We start from the raw sequence: 15,494 nt of genomic DNA, 5'->3' as shown, positions 1-15,494 counted from the left end.
GCGGGTCAGGCACGGGAGGCTCCCTCGGCGGTCTCGTGAGTCGCAGTCTCGTGAGTCGCAGTCTCGTGGGTCGCAGTCTCGTGGGTCGCGGTAGCCGCAGCGGCGGCTTCCGGCGGGTCGGCGGGCTTCTCGACCACACGCCGCCCCTGCCGCAGCCGCCGGTCGACCACATTGACCAGATGGGTCAGCGGCACGGTGAGCAGCAGGTAGAACAAGCCGGCCAGGACCAGCGCCGACTCGTTGCCGGTGTTGGCCGCAGCGTCCTGGCCGATCCGGAACAGGTCCCGCTGACCGGCCGTCAGTCCGAGGAAGTAGATCAGGCTGGAGTCCTTGACCTGTGAGATGAGCTGGTTGACCCAGGCCGGCGGCACCCGTCTGATGCCCAGTGGGATGATCACCAGCCGCATCGCCGCCGGGTAGGAGAACCCGAGGGCGCGCGCCGCCTCCAGCTGGCCCGCCTCCACGCTCTGGATGCCGGGCGGAAGATCTCCTCGAAGTAGGCGGCGGCGATCAACGAGAGCGCCAGGATGCCGAGCGGGTACGGGTCCGGCCCCCAGATGGCCAGCCCCTCCCCCAGATGGCCAGCCCCTGGGGGGCCAGGCCTACGCCGATCAGCAGGATGGTGACCGCGGCCGGGAGGCCGCGGAACACATCGGTGTACACCCGGGCCGGCCAGCGCAGCCAGCGCGCCCGGGCCGTTCCCGCGACGGCCAGCGGCAGCCCGAGCAAGGTGCCGGCGGCCGCGGCGGACACCGAGAGGATCAGCGTGTTGGGCACGCCGGTCGTGAGCAGGTCGGAGATCGCGGCACGTATCGATCCCCAGTTGAAGAAGGTCTCCACCAGCACGCCGAGCTGGTCCGCATCGGTCTCCTGTAGGTCGGTCGCGGGAACGGACGCGGGGTCAGGAGGTCGGCGAGGCGCTCGCCCGGGTGACCGGCGGGAAGGCGACCGACCCGCTACCGGGCTTGAAGTCGGCCGGCACCGGCCGACCCGGGTAGTACTGCTCCTGCAGCTTGGTCCAAGTGCCGTCGGCGACCACCTCGTCAAGGCCCTTGTTGCGTGCTTCGAGCAGCTTCGGGTGGTCGTGCGCCACCGCGAAGGCGGTCGGTGCCGGGCTGAGCCGCTTCTGCGCGAGCACCACCTTGCCGCCGCTGTCCGCGGCGCTCTTCTCGCCGATCTCGGCGGGAGAGATCCAGGCCTCCACGGTGCCGGCCTTCAGCTGGTTGAGCGCGCTGTTGTAGTCGGGCACCCGGACCGGGTTGAGGTTGTTCTTGGTCGCGTAGTCGTCCTGGACCGTGCCCTGGACCACCACGACCCGCTTGCCCGTGAGCTGGTCGAAGTTGGTGACCCGGGAGCCGGCGGGGACGTCGAGGCCGAAGTAGCCGAAGTCGTAGCCGTTGCTGAAGTCCACCGTCTTCTTCCGGGCCTCGGTGATCGTGATGGACGAACTCCCCACGTCGAACTTGTGGTTGGCGACCTGGGAGAGCAGCGCGGAGAAGTCGGTCGAGGCGAACTGCACCTTGAGCCCGGCCTTGGCGGCGACAGCGGTGAGCAGGTCGTTGTCGAAGCCGGTGAACTTGCCGTCCTTGAGGTAGACGTTCGGCGGGGCGTCGGAGAGCGTGCCGACGTGGATGGTGCCCGCAGCCGCAGGTCGCGGAGGGTTTCGATGCCGCGCCGGGTCGCGACGATCCTGCGCCGACGCCGGTCCGCGGGGGCGAGGTGACGCTCCACCAGGCCCGCCGCCACCAGGTCGTCGAGCAGATAGGTCATCACCGTTCGGTCGATCCGCAGGTAGCCGGCCAGCACGATCTGGTTCGGCCCGTCGCCGTCGACCACCGCCGCGAGCGTCTGGAAACCGGACGCCGTTGGTGAGGGCGAGGGTGGCGGCGAGGTGTCGCAGGTCGTGGACGTCGGTGCGGGGACGCCGGCTTGGCGGGCGAGGTGGTGGAAGTGGTTGAGGACGTATTCGGGGTGGAGGGGGCGTCCGTCGTCGCGGCAGAAGTTACTCCAGGCCGCCGCGGCGGATGGTCCGGGAGTACCAGTGGGCGCTGGACTTCGGGGTGCGCTTCTGGGTGGCGTAGTCGACGTGGACGATGCCGAAGCGCTTGCTGTAGCCGTACCCCCATTCGAAGTTGTCGAGGAGCGACCAGAGGAAGTAGCCCCGGACGTCCGCGCCGGCTTCGATGGCATCGGCGACGGCGGCGAGGTGGCCGCTGACGTAGGCGGTGCGCTCGGGGTCGTGGACGGTGCCGTCGGGGGCGACGGTGTCCTCGAAGGCGGCGCCGTTCTCGGTGACCAGCAGGGGCAGGCCGAACTCGTGGTGCAGGGCGGTCAGGGTGTCGGAGAGCCCGGTGGGGTCGATCGGCCAGCCCATGGCGGTGAGGTCGTCGTTGGCGGCGTGGAAGAGCACGTCCTCGGCGCCCGGCCAGACCGAGGCGGAACCGGCGTCGGCTCCGACCCGGCTCGGGCCGCGCCGGCCGTCGGCGGGGGCGGAGACGACCGTCGGGGCGTAGTAGTTGAGGCCGAGCAGGTCGACGGGGCGGGAGGTTTCGGCGAGGTCGCCGTCCTGGACCAGGGCGTCCCAGTCGACCAGGTGCGCGGTGTCCTTCAGGAGGTCCTCGTCGTACCGGCCTTCGAGCATCGGGCCGGTGAAGATCCGGTTGCCGACGGCGTCGATCCGGCGGGCCGCCTCCTGGTCCTCCGGGCGGTCACTGAGCGACCGCACCACGTGCAGGTTCAGCGAGACGGAGAGCCGGGCGGCGGCGGGCAGCACGGAGCGCAGGGCGCCGACCGCGAGGCCGTGGCCGAGGTTGAGGTGGTGGGCGGCCTTGAGGGCGTCGGCGGCGTCGGTGCGGCCGGGGGCGTGGGCACCGGCGGCGTAGCCCATGAAGGCGCTGCACCAGGGCTCGTTGAGGGTGATCCAGGTGGGCACCCGGTCGCCGAGGGCCTCGGCGGTCAGGGCGGCGTACTCGGCGAACCGGTGGGCGGTGTCGCGGTGGGGCCAGCCCCCGGCGTCCTCCAACTCCTGGGGGAGGTCCCAGTGGTAGAGCGTGGCGAGGGGTGTGATGCCGTGATCGAGGAGTTCGTCGGTGAGAGTGCGGTAGAAGTCGAGGCCGCGTTGGGCGGCGGGGCCGCGGCCGGTGGGCTGGACGCGGGGCCAGGCGATGGAGAAGCGGTAGGAGGTGAGGCCGAGGTCGGCCATCAGCCGGACGTCCTCGCGGAAGCGGTGGTAGTGGTCGACGGCGGTGTCACCGGTGTCGCCGTTCTCGGTCTTGCCGGGGATGTGGCTGAAGGTGTCCCAGATGGACGGGGTGCGGCCGTCCTCGGTGGTGGCGCCCTCGATCTGGTAGGCGGCGGTGGCCGCTCCCCAGGCGAAGTGTGCCGGGAACGGCCGTCGGCCGGGGCTGCGGTCGGACGGGACTGCGGTCATGACGGGCGTGCTCCCGAGAGGTGTGGTGGCGGCGGGGGAGTTCACGACGTTCGAGCGCCGGTGGGTTGTGCCTGCGCTTCGATCACCAGCGCGTGGCCGGGCCGGTTGGCCAGGCCCGGGGCGGCCAGGCCGACCTGGGCCAGGTAGCGGCCGGTCAGGGTGAGGGCGGTCGCCCGCTTCGCCCAGGCGGGCCAGGTGTCCTCGGGGGAGGAGAGCTCGGGGCGCACGCCCACGGTGTAGCGGGTCTCGGGCTCCAGCCCGGGGAGGCGTACGGGCGCGCCGTTCTCGGCGACGGAGGTGTTGAGCTGGACGTAGGCGAAGACGGCGTGGGAGCGGTCCCGGGAGACGACGCCGTGGACCCAGGCCGCCGGGTCGGGATGGTCGGTGCGGACGACGTCGCCGCTGTGGAGCAGCGGGCGCAACTGCTTGTAGGCGCCGATCCACGCGGTGAGTGCGTCCAGGTCGTCCTCCGGCCAGGTCGAGACGTCCGATTCGATGCCGGCGTGTCCGAACAGCGCGGTGGCGCAGCGGAAGGCGAGTCCGGTGTCGCGGTGGCTGATGTGGGCGGGGGAGGAGCCGACGTGGGAGCCGATCAGCTCGTGGGGCAGGAGCAGGCCGGTCCAGCGCTGGATGGCCTGGCGTTCGATCGGGTCGATGTTGTCCGATCCCCAGATCCGGTCGGTGCGTTCGAGGATGCCGAGGTCGGCGCGGGCGCCGCCGGAGGAGCAGGACTCGATCTCCAGCCCGGGGTGGCGGCCGCGCAGTTCGTCCAGCAGCCGGTAGACCGCCGTCGTCTGCGCGTGCACGCCGGGTCGGCCGTCGTGGACGGCGTCGGCGAGGTCGCGGTTGTGGTCCCACTTGACGTAGTCGATGCCCACGTCCCCGACCAGGGTGCTGATCCGCTCCAGCAGGTAGGCGTGGGCGTCGGGGTGCGCGACGTCCAGGACGTGCTGGCTGCGCTGCTCGAAGGGGAGGCGGTCGGGGTCGGCGAGGAGCCAGTCGGGGTGGGCGCGGGCCAGGTCGGAGTCGGGGTTGACCATCTCGGGTTCGAACCACAGGCCGAACTGCATGCCGAGCGCGTGGACGTGGTCGGCGAACGGGCGGAGTCCGTCGGGCCACACCTTCTCGTCGACGTACCAGTCGCCGAGGCCGGCCCGGTCGTGGCGGCGGTGCCGGAACCAGCCGTCGTCCACGACGAACCGTTCCACGCCGACCTGGGCCGCGGTCCGCGCGACGGTGCGCAACCGCTCGGGGTCGTGGTCGAAGTAGACCGCCTCCCAGATGTTCAGGGTGACGGGCCGGGCGGTGGCCGGGTGCTGCGGCCGGGCCCGGAGCATGGCGTGGAAGGCCCGGCTGATCCCGTCCAGACCCGTGCCTGAGGCCGCGAAGTAGACCCACGGGGTCCGGTAGGACTCGCCCTCCGCCAGCCGGATCTCGCCCGCGTCCAGGAGTTCGCCGCCGCCGAGGACCGTCGTCCCGTCGGGCAGCCGCTCCGCGTACTGGACGTGGTTGCCGCTCCAGGCGGGATGCACGCCCCAGACCTCGCCGTGCCGGAAGCCGAAGCCTTCGGTGCCGGCGAGCAGCAGCCCGGCGTCGAAGCCGGTGCGGCCGCGGCGGCTCTCCTTCGACCGGACGCCGTGGCGCAGCGGGGAGCGCTGCGGGGAACGCTCCCGGGCCCACCGGCCGGCGAAGTCCAGCAGGTCCGCGGCGTGGGCGGGGACCGGCAGCACGCACGCCAGCACGTCCAGGGTGTAGGCGTCCGCGGCCGTGTTGGTCAGGGTGTGGCGCAGCCGCACCACGCCCTGCTCCGTCATCTCCAGCTCGGTGTCCAGCGCGAGCCCCGCGCCGGGGTCCAGGGCCCGCACCTGGACGGTGCCGCCCCGGCCGTCCTCGGCCTGTACGGCGACCGGTTCGGCGAGCGCGAAGCGCAGCGGGCGGACCCGGCCGTCGCGGTGTCCGGACAGCGCCGGCCGTCCGAACCAGCCCCAGCCCTGCCCCTGGGAGGGCAGCAGGCTCCCGGCCTGGTGACGCGGGGTTCGGCCCATGGCGTCGAGCACCTGCGTGGCGTCGCCGGCGCGGATGCCGGGGTCGACGCCCCAGTGCAGTACCCGGGGCAGCGCGGGTCCGGTGGTGTCGAGCGCGAGGGCCGTGTCACCGGCCGAGAGCACGACGAGGTTCGCCTCAGTCATTTCGTCCTCGTTCAAGGGGATGGTCCTGGTGCGCGGTCCGGGGAGGGTGAGTCCGGGAGGTCAGCCGAGCCGGGCCGCGACAACGGACCCTTCCCGCAGGAGGACCGGGATGCGCTCCAGCGGGGCGTCGATGTCGTGCGTCGTTCCGCCCTCCAGCACCCGTCCGGCCGCCGGGTCGAGCCAGCGGGCGCCGGACGGCAGGTACACCCGGCGGACCCGGGCACCCGGCTCGTACACGGGAGCCACCAGCACGTCCGGGCCGAGCAGGAACTGGTCGTCCACCGCCCACGCGCGTTCGTCCTCGGGGAAGTCGAAGAACAGCGGGCGCATCGGCGGCGCACCGGTGCGGTGGGCGTCCTCGGACAGCGCGTGCAGGTACGGGCGCAGGCGCTCGCGCAGCAGCAGGTGGTCGCGAAGGATGCCGTACACCTCCTCCCCGTACGACCAGACCTCGTTCGGCCCGCCGGTCATGTCCGCGGAGAAGGCCGGGTAGTTGGGCTTCCGGTCGCCGTGCAGCCGCATGACCGGACAGAAGGTGCCGTACTGGAACCACCGGACCAGCAGCTCACGGTAGGCGGGGTCGTCGGGGTCTCCGCCGAAGAAGCCGCCGATGTCGGTGGTCCACCAGGGGATGCCGCTCATCGCGACGTTCAGGCCGGCCCGGATCTGTCGGCCGAGGGAGTCGAAGGTGGTCGGGATGTCGCCGGACCACAGCAGGGCCCCGTGGGCCTGGCTGCCCGCCCAGGCGGAGCGGACCAGCGACAGCGGACGGTCCTCGCCCGTCGCGCGCAGGCCGTCGGCGACCGCGCGGGTGTGCAGTACGGGGTACAGGTTGGCGACCTCGGCGGCCGGTCCGGCTGCGTAGACGGCGCGCGCGGCGAGGTCCGGCGGCAGGTCGGGCTCGCAGGCGTCCAGCCAGAAGCAGGTCACGCCGTGCGCCCGGTAGTTGGCGTCCAGCCGCTGCCACAGCGCGGCGCGCGCCGCGGGGTGGGTGGCGTCGTAGTACGCCATCGGAGCGAGCAGTGACTCCTTGTTGTCCCGGGTCGGCCAGGGGAAGGTCAGCAGCCCGCCGGCCGCGTCCCGGACGAGCTGCCCGGCCGAGCGCAGTTCGTCGTGGCTGTCGCTGCCGGGCTCGACGGTCGGCCACACCGAGACCGCGAGCTTCACCCCGAGCTCCGCCAACTCCGCCACCATGGACGCCGGTTCGGGCCACTCGTGCTCGTCGAAGCGCCAGTCGCCCATCCGGGGCCAGTGGAAGAAGTCGCAGACGATGACGGCCAGCGGCAGTCCGCGCTCCCGGTGCTCCCGTGCGACTGCCAGGAGTTCGTCGCGGGTGCGGTAGCGCAGCTTTGACTGCCAGAAACCCGACGCCCAGTCAGGGAGCAGCGGCGGTCGGCCGGTGGCCAGGGTGTAGGCGTCCAGGATCTGCGCCGGTGTGTCGCCGGCGGTGACCCAGTAGTCGATGCGCCCGCCGGCGTCGGCGGTCCACCGGGTGGCGTCGGCGCCCAGCTCGACCCGCCCGGTGGCGGGGTTGTTCCACAGCAGCCCGTAGCCGCGCGAGGAGTGCAGGAAGGGAACGGCCGCGACGGTGTTGGCCTGGACGAGGTCGATCACACAGCCTTTCTGGTCCAGTCGACCGTGCAGGTGCTGGCCGAGTCCGTGCAGCCGCTCACCGTCGTACGCCTCGAAGGACTGTTCCGTCCGGCCGCCGGCCCCATGGATGCGGGAGCCGGTGTGGTGCGCGTGCGGGCTGCGCTCGGTGAGGAGTTCGCGGCCCGAGGCGGCGTGAAGGAACGTCAGCCGGCCGTCCGCCGAGGCCTCGACCGCGATCCGGCCGTTGACCAGTCGGGCGGAGCCGTCGTCCGCCCCGGACAGTTCGGCGTGCGGGGCCGGCGCCGGGTCCCCCAGCGCACCGGGGGCGGCGGGGTCGACGGTCCCGGACGAGGCCCGCACCCGGACGGCGTCCGGCCCCCAGGGCTCGATGCGGAGGATCTCCGCCTCGGCGTGCCGTTCCAGGCCGCCTGCGCGAATGCTGAAGGACAAGGGTCGGTTCCTCTGTTCGTCTCGACCGCCCGGACGTGTGCCGTGCGGTGACCGCGGCCGGCGTGGCCGGTGGCGCTACGCGGTTCGGGGCCCGTCCCCGTGGACGGGGGGTGCCCGGGTGGTGACCGCGACGGCGAAGTCGTCGGCGCGGAAGTCGGTCGGCTCCGACGATGCCGGGCGGGAACACGCGAGGTCTCCGTCAGGAAGGCATCGAGAGTGGGGAGTTCGCCGCCCGCACGACGGTGCGGGCGGGCGGGCACAGGAGCCGACTCCTCGACGATAGGATCCGAGTTCCCGCGATGTCTGCACCGTTTCGAAGCGAGAAGTTCTTGGATCCTCAGGGTGCCCTGGTCGACGAACCGTCGTACCTGCGCGGCTGGTCCGGTCGGCCGACGCTGATGTCGACGGCCCACCGGCACGACGACCTGGAGATCAACTTCGTGGCCGACGGCGGATCAATGGTCTACCTCTACGGCGGTGAGCTCCTCGAGGTCGCGGCGGGCGGCCTCGCCGTGTTCTGGGCGGCCGTCCCGCACCAGTTGGTGGCGAGCGGGGCGGTGCGCGCCCACTGGCTGCACGTGCCCTTCGACCGGTTCCTGGCCTGGGGGCTGCCGCAGGCGCTGCTCACCCGGGTGCTCTCGGGCGTGCCGACGGTCGCTCCCCCCGGCTGTGCCGAGGCGAGCGACCCGGCGAAGTTCACCCAGTGGGCCGCGGATCTGGCCGCTGGCGACGACGAACTGCACCACATCGCGATGCTGGAGATTCAGGCGCGCGTCCGACGCCTGGCACTCGCCGCGGTCGGCGCTCCGGCGCCCCGGTACGCCGGTGACGATCCGGCCCTGCGTCAGGCGATGTCCATGGCGCGCCACATCGCGCACCACTTCCGCGAGCCGATCACCGTCGCGGACGTCGCGGCCGCCGCGAACATCCACCCGACCTACGCCATGACCCAGTTCCGCAAGGTCGTGCGCACCACCATCGGCGACTACGTGAAGCTGTACCGGCTCGCCGAAGCGCGCCGGCTACTGGTGTCCACCGACCTTCCCGCGAGCCAGATCGCCACGGCCGCCGGCTTCGGCTCGGTCAGCCGCTTCTACCGCGTCTTCACGGACGCGTGCGGAACCACCCCGGCGGGGTTCCGGCGCGGCCGCGGGCGCTGAGCTACCGTCAGGCGCTCACGACCGGGACGGGATTCTGCCCGCCGACTCCGCGTCGGCACCCGAAAACGGCGCTTGCACGCCCCTGGACACCTGCGAGGCACCGGGTCTATAAACGTGGGATCACCCCCGATTCCCGCCGTCGGCTGCCGCCGGGAATTTTTGTTAGCGCTAACATTTTGCAGTCGCCCCCACCACCGCGAGAGCCGCTCGCACAAGGACGACAAGGCTGACATGTACCGATCCACTTTCCGTCGTGCGCATCCGTTCACCGCACTCGCCTCCGCCTTCGCGGTCCTGGCCGCGCTGGCGTCGTTGCTGGTCGCCGGCCCGGCCCAGGCCGCCACCACCGGTGCCGTGCGCGGCGTGGCCTCCGGCCGGTGCCTCGACGTGCCGGGTGCCAGCCAGACCGACGGCACCAGCCTGCAGATCTACGACTGCTGGGGCGGGACCAACCAGCAGTGGACGTTGACGGACAGCAACCAGCTGACCGTGTACGGCAGCAAGTGCCTGGACGTTCCGAACCACGCCACCACCGCCGGGACCAAGGTGGTGATCTGGGCCTGCAGCGGCGGTACGAACCAGCAATGGCGGGTGAACGCCGACGGCTCGATCGTCGGCGTGGAGTCCGGGCTGTGCCTGGACGTCTCGGGCGGCGGGACCGCCAACAGCACCGCGGTGCAGCTCTGGAACTGCACCGGCGCGACCAACCAGCGGTGGACCGGCCTGACCACCACCTCCTGCGCCCTCCCGTCCACCTACCGCTGGTCCTCCACCGGCGCGCTCGCCCAGCCCAAGAGCGGGTGGTACTCCCTGAAGGACTTCACCACCACCACGTACAACGGCAAGCACCTGGTCTACGCGACCTACTCCGACGGCAACTGGCACTCGATGGGCTTCAGCCCCTTCACCAACTGGTCGGACATGGCCACGACCACCCAGACCGCGATGAGCTCGTCCGCGGTGGCGCCCCAGCTGTTCTACTTCGCGCCCAAGAACATCTGGGTGCTGGCCTCGCTGGGCTGGGGCACCTCCTGGTCCTTCAGCTACCGCACGTCCACCGACCCGACCAACCCCAACGGCTGGTCCGCGCCGCAGAACCTGTTCACCGGCACCCTCCCGACCGGCGGCCCGATCGACCCCACCCTGATCGCCGATGACCAGAACATGTACCTGTTCTTCGCCGGCGACAACGGCTCGATCTACAAGTCGACCATGCCGATTGGCAGCTTCCCGGGCGCCTTCGGCTCCTTCACCACGGTGATGAGCGACACGGTGAAGAACCTGTTCGAGGCGCCGCAGGTCTACAAGGTCCAGGGCCAGAACCAGTACCTGATGATCGTCGAGGCCCGGGGGGCGACCGAGCAGCGCTACTTCCGCTCGTTCACCGCCTCCAGCCTCAACGGTCCGTGGACCGCGCAGGCCGCCACCGAGGCCAACCCGTTCGCGGGCAAGGCCAACAGCGGCGCCACCTGGACCAACGACATCAGCCACGGCGACCTGGTCCGCAACAACCCCGACCAGACCATGACCATCGACCCCTGCAACCTGCAGTTCCTCTACCAGGGCATCGCTCCCGGCACGCCGAGCGGCACCCCCTACGAGAACCTGGCCTACCGGCCGGGCCTCCTCACCCTGCAGCGCTGACCCGACACCCGCGATCCGGGGAGCCCCGGCCGGTGGACCGGCCGGGGCTCCTCCGGGTACGGGGGTTCAGGCGGGGCAGGGCAGTTCGGCCTCCGTGGTGCCCGCCGGGCGGGTGTGCAGCGGCCCGTCCGGTCCGCCGAGGCGCACGGACCAGGCAGCGGTGGAGTCGGTGCGGACGGTGAGGCGGTCGCCGGTGCGGCGGAGCTGGAAGCGCGCGCTCTCCCCCACGCCGTCGCTGCGCGGGACGACGACGGTGCGCTCCGCGCCGTCCGCGAACGCGTGCACCAGCAGGGTGACGCCGTCGGCCCAGTCGGAGACCGGGCGGGAGTCGTCGGCGGCGAGCGGGATGACCGAGTCGGGGCGGGCCAGCAGCGGCAGGGTGGCGAAGCCGTGCGTCTCGCGGACCCAGCGCGGGCCGGTGAGTTGATCGCCCGTCAGCAGGTTGGTCCAGGTGCCCGCGGGGACGTAGTAGTCGACCTCGCCGGAATCGGTGAAGACGGGGGCGACCAGCAGGTCGTCGCCGAGCAGGTACTGCCGGTCCAGCGGGGCGGCCGCCGGGTCGTCGGGGAACTCCAGGACCATGGCGCGCATCACCGGCGTGCCGTGCAGGTGCGCCTGCTGGGCGGCGCGCTGCAGGTAGGGGGCGAGGCGGTGCTTGAGGCGGGTGAAGGCCCGGGTGACCTCGACGGCCTCCTCGCCGTAGTCCCACGGCACACGGTAGGACTTGCTGCCGTGCAGGCGGCTGTGCGAGGAGAGCAGCCCGAACTGGACCCAGCGCTTGAACACGGTGGGGGTGGGGGTGCCCTCGAAGCCGCCGATGTCGTGGCTCCAGAAGCCGAAGCCCGACAGGCCCAGCGACAGCCCGCCGCGCAGCGACTCCGCCATGGCGTTGAAGGTCGACTCGCAGTCGCCGCCCCAGTGCACCGGGAACTGCTGCCCGCCCGCCGTCGCCGACCGGGCGAACAGCACCGCCTCGCCCTCGCCGCGCTCCTCCCGGAGCAGCTCGAACACGGCCTTGTTGTACTGCTGGGTGTACAGGTTGTGCTGCTTCTCCGGGTCGCCGCCGTCGTGCCACACCACGTCGGTGGGGATCCGCTCGCCGAAGTCGGTCTTGAAGCAGTCGACGCCCTGCCGCAGCAGCCCGCGCAGCCGCTCGGTGTACCAGGCCGTCGCTTCCGGGTTGGTGAAGTCGACCAGCGCCATGCCGGGCTGCCACAGGTCCCACTGCCAGACAGTGCCGTCGGCGCGCCGCACCAGGTAGCCCTCGCGCCTGCCCTCCTCGAAGAGTTCGGAGCGCTGCGCGATGTACGGGTTGATCCACAGGCAGATCTTCAGGCCCTGCGTCTTCAGGCGGGCGAGCATGCCCTCCGGGTCGGGGAAGGTGTCCGGGTCCCAGACGAAGTCGCTCCAGTGGTAGCCGCGCATCCAGAAGCAGTCGAAGTGGAAGACCGAGAGCGGGATGCCGCGCTCGGCCATGCCGGAGGTGAACCGGGTGACGGTCGCCTCGTCGTAGTCGGTGGTGAAGGAGGTCGACAGCCACAGGCCGAGCGCCCAGGCCGGGGGCAGCGCGGGCCGGCCCAGCAGGCCGGTGTAGCGGGTCAGCACCTGCTTGGGCGTGGGCCCGTGGAAGACCAGGAACTCCATCGATTGGTCCTCGACGCTGAACTGCACCTGCCCGACGGTCTCGCTGCCCACCTCGTACGACACCCGGCCCGGGTGGTTCACCAGCACCCCGTAGCCGCGGCTGCTGAGGTGGAACGGCACGTTCTTGTAGGCCTGTTCGCTGGTGGTGCCGCCGTCGGCCTGCCAGATGTCCACCACCTGGCCGTTCTTGACGAACGGGGTGAAGCGCTCGCCCAGGCCGTACACGGACTCGCCGACGCCGAGCGCGAGTTGGGCCACCATGTGGTGGCGGCCCGCGGCGTCGACGGAGAACCCGAGGCCGCGGCCGCCCAGTTCGGTGATCGGCTCGCCGTCGGCCAGGAACTCCGCGCGCCACGGCCCTTCGGTGTCCACCCGCAGGGTCAGTCCGCCGGAGCGGAGTTCGACCACCGAGCCGTCCCGCACCACCTTGCCCGCGCCGTCCTGCTGCCCGACGAACTCGAACCCGCCGCCGGGCCGCACCGACCCGGCGTGGTGGGTGAACCGGACGGCGATCACGCCCTCCGCCGGGGAGTGGCAATCGACGGTCAGCAGCGGAGAGTTGAGGGTGTCGGCCCGATTGGTGACGTGCCGCAGCGGCGCCCAGAGGGTGAACCGGTCCTCCTCGGCACGGACATCGGCGACCTCGGCGGCGTAGCGGTTGGTCACGCCGGGGCGCATCAGCCAGTAGCCGTCAGTGAACTTCATCGGGTGGATCCTCCGTTCGCGCGGTGCGCGATGGTTCGGCCCCGGGGCGGGTTGCGGTCTCCCGGGTGCTCGGGCGGGGCGTTCGGTGCGGGGTCAGTCGGCGTCGGGGGCGAGCCCGCGCGCGTGCAGCCAGGCCAGTTGGGCCGGCGGGTTGGAGCCGCAGCCGCCTGCGTGGTCGGCGAACGGCCAGACCGTCATGGTGCGGTCCTGGCCGGCGTACAGGTTGTAGGCGGCGTAGACGGTGCGCGGCGGGCAGATCGGGTCCATCAGGCCGACGCTGAACAGGGCGGGCGCGGTGGCCCGTTGGGCGAAGTTGACGCCGTCGAAGTAGGCGAGGGTTTCGAAGGTCGGCTGCACGCGGTGGCGGCTGTGCCAGCGCAGGTACTTGACGAGCTCCTGGTACGGCCCGTCCAGGGACAGCTGCGCGCCCTGGAGGTAGTGGCACAGGAAGGGCACGTCCGGCATGACCGCCGCGACCCGGTCCCCCGTCAGACCGGCTGCGGCGAGGGCGAGTCCGCCGCCCTGGCTGCCGCCGGTCAGCACGATCCGCTCGGGGTCGAGGCCGGGCAGCTCGGCGACGGCGTCCACGGCCCGGACGCAGTCGGTGATCAGCCGCCGGTAGTAGTAGTTCTCCGGGGAGTCGATGCCGCGGGTCATGAAGCCCTCGGCCCACTGGGTGCCGTCGCCCGTGGTCCGGTCGGGGGTGTCGTGCCCCTGTCCCCGGCTGTCGACGACGAGTTGAGCGTAGCCCGCGGCGGACCAGAGCAGGTGCTCGGTGGGCACGCCGCGACCGCCGCTGTAGCCCTGGTAGCCGACCACCACGGGCAGCGGGCCCTGCGCGCCGCGCGGGCGCAGCAGCCAGGCGGAGACCGGTTCGCCGTTCCAGCCGGGGAAGCGCACGTCCTCGACCTCGACGGTGCGCAGTCCGTACTGCACGGTGGCGGGCTCGGCCTTCACCTCGCCGCCGTGGGCGCGGGCCTCGGCAAGGGTGCGCTCCCAGAACGCGTCGAAGTCCTGCGGGAGGGTCGACTCGGGCCGGTAATCGGCGAGTTCGTCGAGCCCGAGGTCGGGGAGCGGCATGGGGGCTTCCTCCGGGTGCTGCGAGGACGAGGTGGCGTGGTGGGGCGTGAGCAGCGACATGCGGGCCGCCTCCGGGCGGCGGGTGAGGGGGTAGGGGCGGATGTGGGCAGCGACGGGCGGCCCGTCTGTCAGGAGCGGGCCGCCCGTTCTCGGCGTCCTTCGGCCCGTCTGTCAGGAGCGGGCCTGAGCCTGTCTTCAGTCGGTCCGGCCGAAGCGCAGGTCGCCGAGGCGGAACGCGCCGTGCAGGTGCAGGCGCAGCTCGTGGATGCCGTCCGGCCGGTGGGTGAGCGGGGCGGCGGCGGTGGTCCAGGTGTAGCGGTCGCCGGTGGCCGGGACGTCGATGTCGGCGAGCACTCGACCGCCGGCTTCGACGACCAGGCGGGCGGTGCCGTCGGTGTCCTCGCGGGCGATGCCGGCCTCGATCCGGGCGGCGCCGGTGAGGTCGAGCGCGCGGTAGCTCAGCACGGCTCCCGCGGCGGGGTCGGCGGGGGTGACCGCGTCGCCGCGGGTCTTGTCGGCGTCCACGATGGCGATGCCGGTGTGGTCGTCGAAGTCGACTGCGGCGAGGGACTGTTCGACGACGGCGCGGGGTGCGGCGGGGGTACCGGTGACGGCGAGCGGGGCGACCGCCAGGGGGTGTTCGGCGGAGCGGGCCGCGATCACCTCGTAGTCGCCGGGGTCGACGGTGAACGCACCGGTGGCCACGTCCCAGTGGGCGAGGGCGGAGGCGGGCAGCTCGAAGACCAGCTCGCGGCTCTCGCCGGGCTCCAGCCGGACCTTGCGGAAGTCGGCGAGGCGCAGCCGCGGCGCCTGGTAGCGGGCGTCGAGGGCGCGGACGTACAGCTGGAGGACCTCGCTGCCGGCGCGTCGGCCGGTGTTGCGGACCGTCAGGGCGGCTTGCACGGTGCCGTCCTGACCGGTCGCCGGCTGGGAGAGCGTCAGGTCGCCGTACTCGAAGGCGGCGTAGGACAGGCCGTGGCCGAACGGGTAGAGCGCGGGGCTGCGGTGGTACTGGTAGGTCCAGCCGGCCTTGATGATGTCGTAGTCGAGCGGGTGGGGCAGCGGGTCGTCGCCGCGGTACCAGGTCTGCGGGAGCCGGCCGCCGGGCTCGGCGTGGCCGAGCAGCACGTCGGCGAGGGCGGCGCCGGCCTCCTGGCCGCCGTGGGAGGTCCACAGCACGGCGGGCAGCCGCTCGTCGGCCCAGTCCACCGCGTACGGGTAACTGCTCATCAGCACCAGCGCGGTCTGCGGGCGGACGGCGGTGACGGCGCGCAGCAGGTCGTCCTGGGCGGGCGGCAGGGCGGTGCCCTTGCGGTCCTCGGTCTCGCGGCCGTGGATCAGCGGGTGGTTGCCGAGCACGACGATCGCCAGGTCGGCGTCGGCGGCGGCGGCCACCGCCTCGGCGCGGCCGTCGCGCAGCACCTCGCGCTGCCAGGACTCGGCGTCCTCGGGGCGCTCGGCGGTCACCCGCACGGTGCCGTCGGCGTCGAGGGCGGCGTACTGCCCGGTCGCGGCGGAGCGCAGCAGGACGGTGCCGTCGGCGGCGTCCTCCAGGCGGAAGGTCTCGGTGACGAACCAGGTCTTGATCACCTGGGCGTC

The 15,494-nt window shown here is 72.4% G+C and carries 11 protein-coding genes and 1 pseudogene; 2 read left to right on the top strand and 10 right to left on the bottom strand.

The genetic code is table 11. The annotated features are described in order from the left end of the window. Window positions 1-5 precede the first annotated feature (5 nt). The 7 genes and pseudogenes from AB0K51_RS27815 to AB0K51_RS27785 form a co-directional block, all read right to left on the bottom strand. Entirely contained in the window at window positions 6-464 is a 459-nt protein-coding gene (locus AB0K51_RS27815; protein WP_363459896.1) for an ABC transporter permease subunit, read from the bottom strand. Window positions 465-510: 46 nt separating this feature from the next. Next, on the bottom strand, window positions 511-846 hold the full coding sequence (locus AB0K51_RS27810; RefSeq protein WP_363459895.1) for an ABC transporter permease subunit: 336 nt from the start codon (window positions 844-846) through the stop codon (window positions 511-513). A gap of 55 nt (window positions 847-901) precedes the next feature. Then, a complete protein-coding gene (locus tag AB0K51_RS27805) occupies window positions 902-1,633 on the bottom strand; it encodes an ABC transporter substrate-binding protein (RefSeq protein ID WP_363459917.1) in 732 nt (243 codons plus the stop codon). A 122-nt stretch (window positions 1,634-1,755) separates the two neighbouring features. Further along, a pseudogene (locus AB0K51_RS27800) lies at window positions 1,756-1,806 on the bottom strand (hypothetical protein); the annotation flags it as partial. A 196-nt stretch (window positions 1,807-2,002) separates the two neighbouring features. After that, the gene (locus tag AB0K51_RS27795; RefSeq protein ID WP_363459894.1) at window positions 2,003-3,430 is read right to left on the bottom strand and encodes a GH1 family beta-glucosidase; all 1,428 of its coding nucleotides are present in this window, start codon (window positions 3,428-3,430) and stop codon (window positions 2,003-2,005) included. A gap of 41 nt (window positions 3,431-3,471) precedes the next feature. Continuing rightward, window positions 3,472-5,619, bottom strand: coding sequence for an alpha-galactosidase (locus AB0K51_RS27790; protein WP_363459893.1), 2,148 nt, complete (start codon window positions 5,617-5,619; stop codon window positions 3,472-3,474). Window positions 5,620-5,679: 60 nt separating this feature from the next. Next, the gene (locus tag AB0K51_RS27785; RefSeq protein WP_363459892.1) at window positions 5,680-7,662 is read right to left on the bottom strand and encodes a glycoside hydrolase family 31 protein; all 1,983 of its coding nucleotides are present in this window, start codon (window positions 7,660-7,662) and stop codon (window positions 5,680-5,682) included. Window positions 7,663-7,991: 329 nt separating this feature from the next. Between AB0K51_RS27785 and AB0K51_RS27780 the strand changes: the two genes are divergently transcribed. Together AB0K51_RS27780 and AB0K51_RS27775 are read left to right on the top strand one after the other, a co-directional pair. Beyond that, window positions 7,992-8,822 (top strand): helix-turn-helix domain-containing protein, encoded by an 831-nt coding sequence (locus AB0K51_RS27780; protein ID WP_363459891.1) that lies wholly within the window; start codon window positions 7,992-7,994, stop codon window positions 8,820-8,822. Between the two features lie 231 nt (window positions 8,823-9,053). Further along, entirely contained in the window at window positions 9,054-10,466 is a 1,413-nt protein-coding gene (locus AB0K51_RS27775) for a non-reducing end alpha-L-arabinofuranosidase family hydrolase (protein ID WP_363459890.1), read from the top strand. 66 nt (window positions 10,467-10,532) lie between these two features. On the opposite strand, the gene yicI is transcribed toward AB0K51_RS27775, so the two are convergent. From yicI to AB0K51_RS27760, 3 genes are all read right to left on the bottom strand, one after another. Continuing rightward, entirely contained in the window at window positions 10,533-12,815 is a 2,283-nt protein-coding gene (yicI, locus tag AB0K51_RS27770) for an alpha-xylosidase (protein ID WP_363459889.1), read from the bottom strand. A gap of 93 nt (window positions 12,816-12,908) precedes the next feature. Further along, window positions 12,909-13,895, bottom strand: a complete 987-nt coding sequence (locus AB0K51_RS27765; protein WP_363459916.1) for an acetylxylan esterase — start codon at window positions 13,893-13,895, stop codon at window positions 12,909-12,911. A 195-nt stretch (window positions 13,896-14,090) separates the two neighbouring features. Next, window positions 14,091-15,494 (bottom strand): glycoside hydrolase family 3 C-terminal domain-containing protein (locus AB0K51_RS27760; RefSeq protein WP_363459888.1); only part of this gene is annotated, 1,404 nt, incomplete at its 5' end.

This window comes from Kitasatospora sp. NPDC049285, assembly GCF_040678815.1.
Taxonomy (GTDB): domain Bacteria; phylum Actinomycetota; class Actinomycetes; order Streptomycetales; family Streptomycetaceae; genus Kitasatospora.
This window is presented reverse-complemented; position numbering and strand designations above follow the sequence as displayed.

What these genes read in the sequence shown, in the direction of transcription:
- AB0K51_RS27775 (WP_363459890.1), top strand. Translation starts at nt 9,054, where the DNA reads ATGTACCGATCCACTTTCCGTCGTGCGCATCCGTTCACCGCACTCGCC.
- AB0K51_RS27795 (WP_363459894.1), bottom strand. Translation starts at nt 3,430, where the DNA reads ATGACCGCAGTCCCGTCCGACCGCAGCCCCGGCCGACGGCCGTTCCCG.
- AB0K51_RS27790 (WP_363459893.1), bottom strand. Translation starts at nt 5,619, where the DNA reads ATGACTGAGGCGAACCTCGTCGTGCTCTCGGCCGGTGACACGGCCCTC.
- yicI (WP_363459889.1), bottom strand. Translation starts at nt 12,815, where the DNA reads ATGAAGTTCACTGACGGCTACTGGCTGATGCGCCCCGGCGTGACCAAC.
- AB0K51_RS27765 (WP_363459916.1), bottom strand. Translation starts at nt 13,895, where the DNA reads ATGCCGCTCCCCGACCTCGGGCTCGACGAACTCGCCGATTACCGGCCC.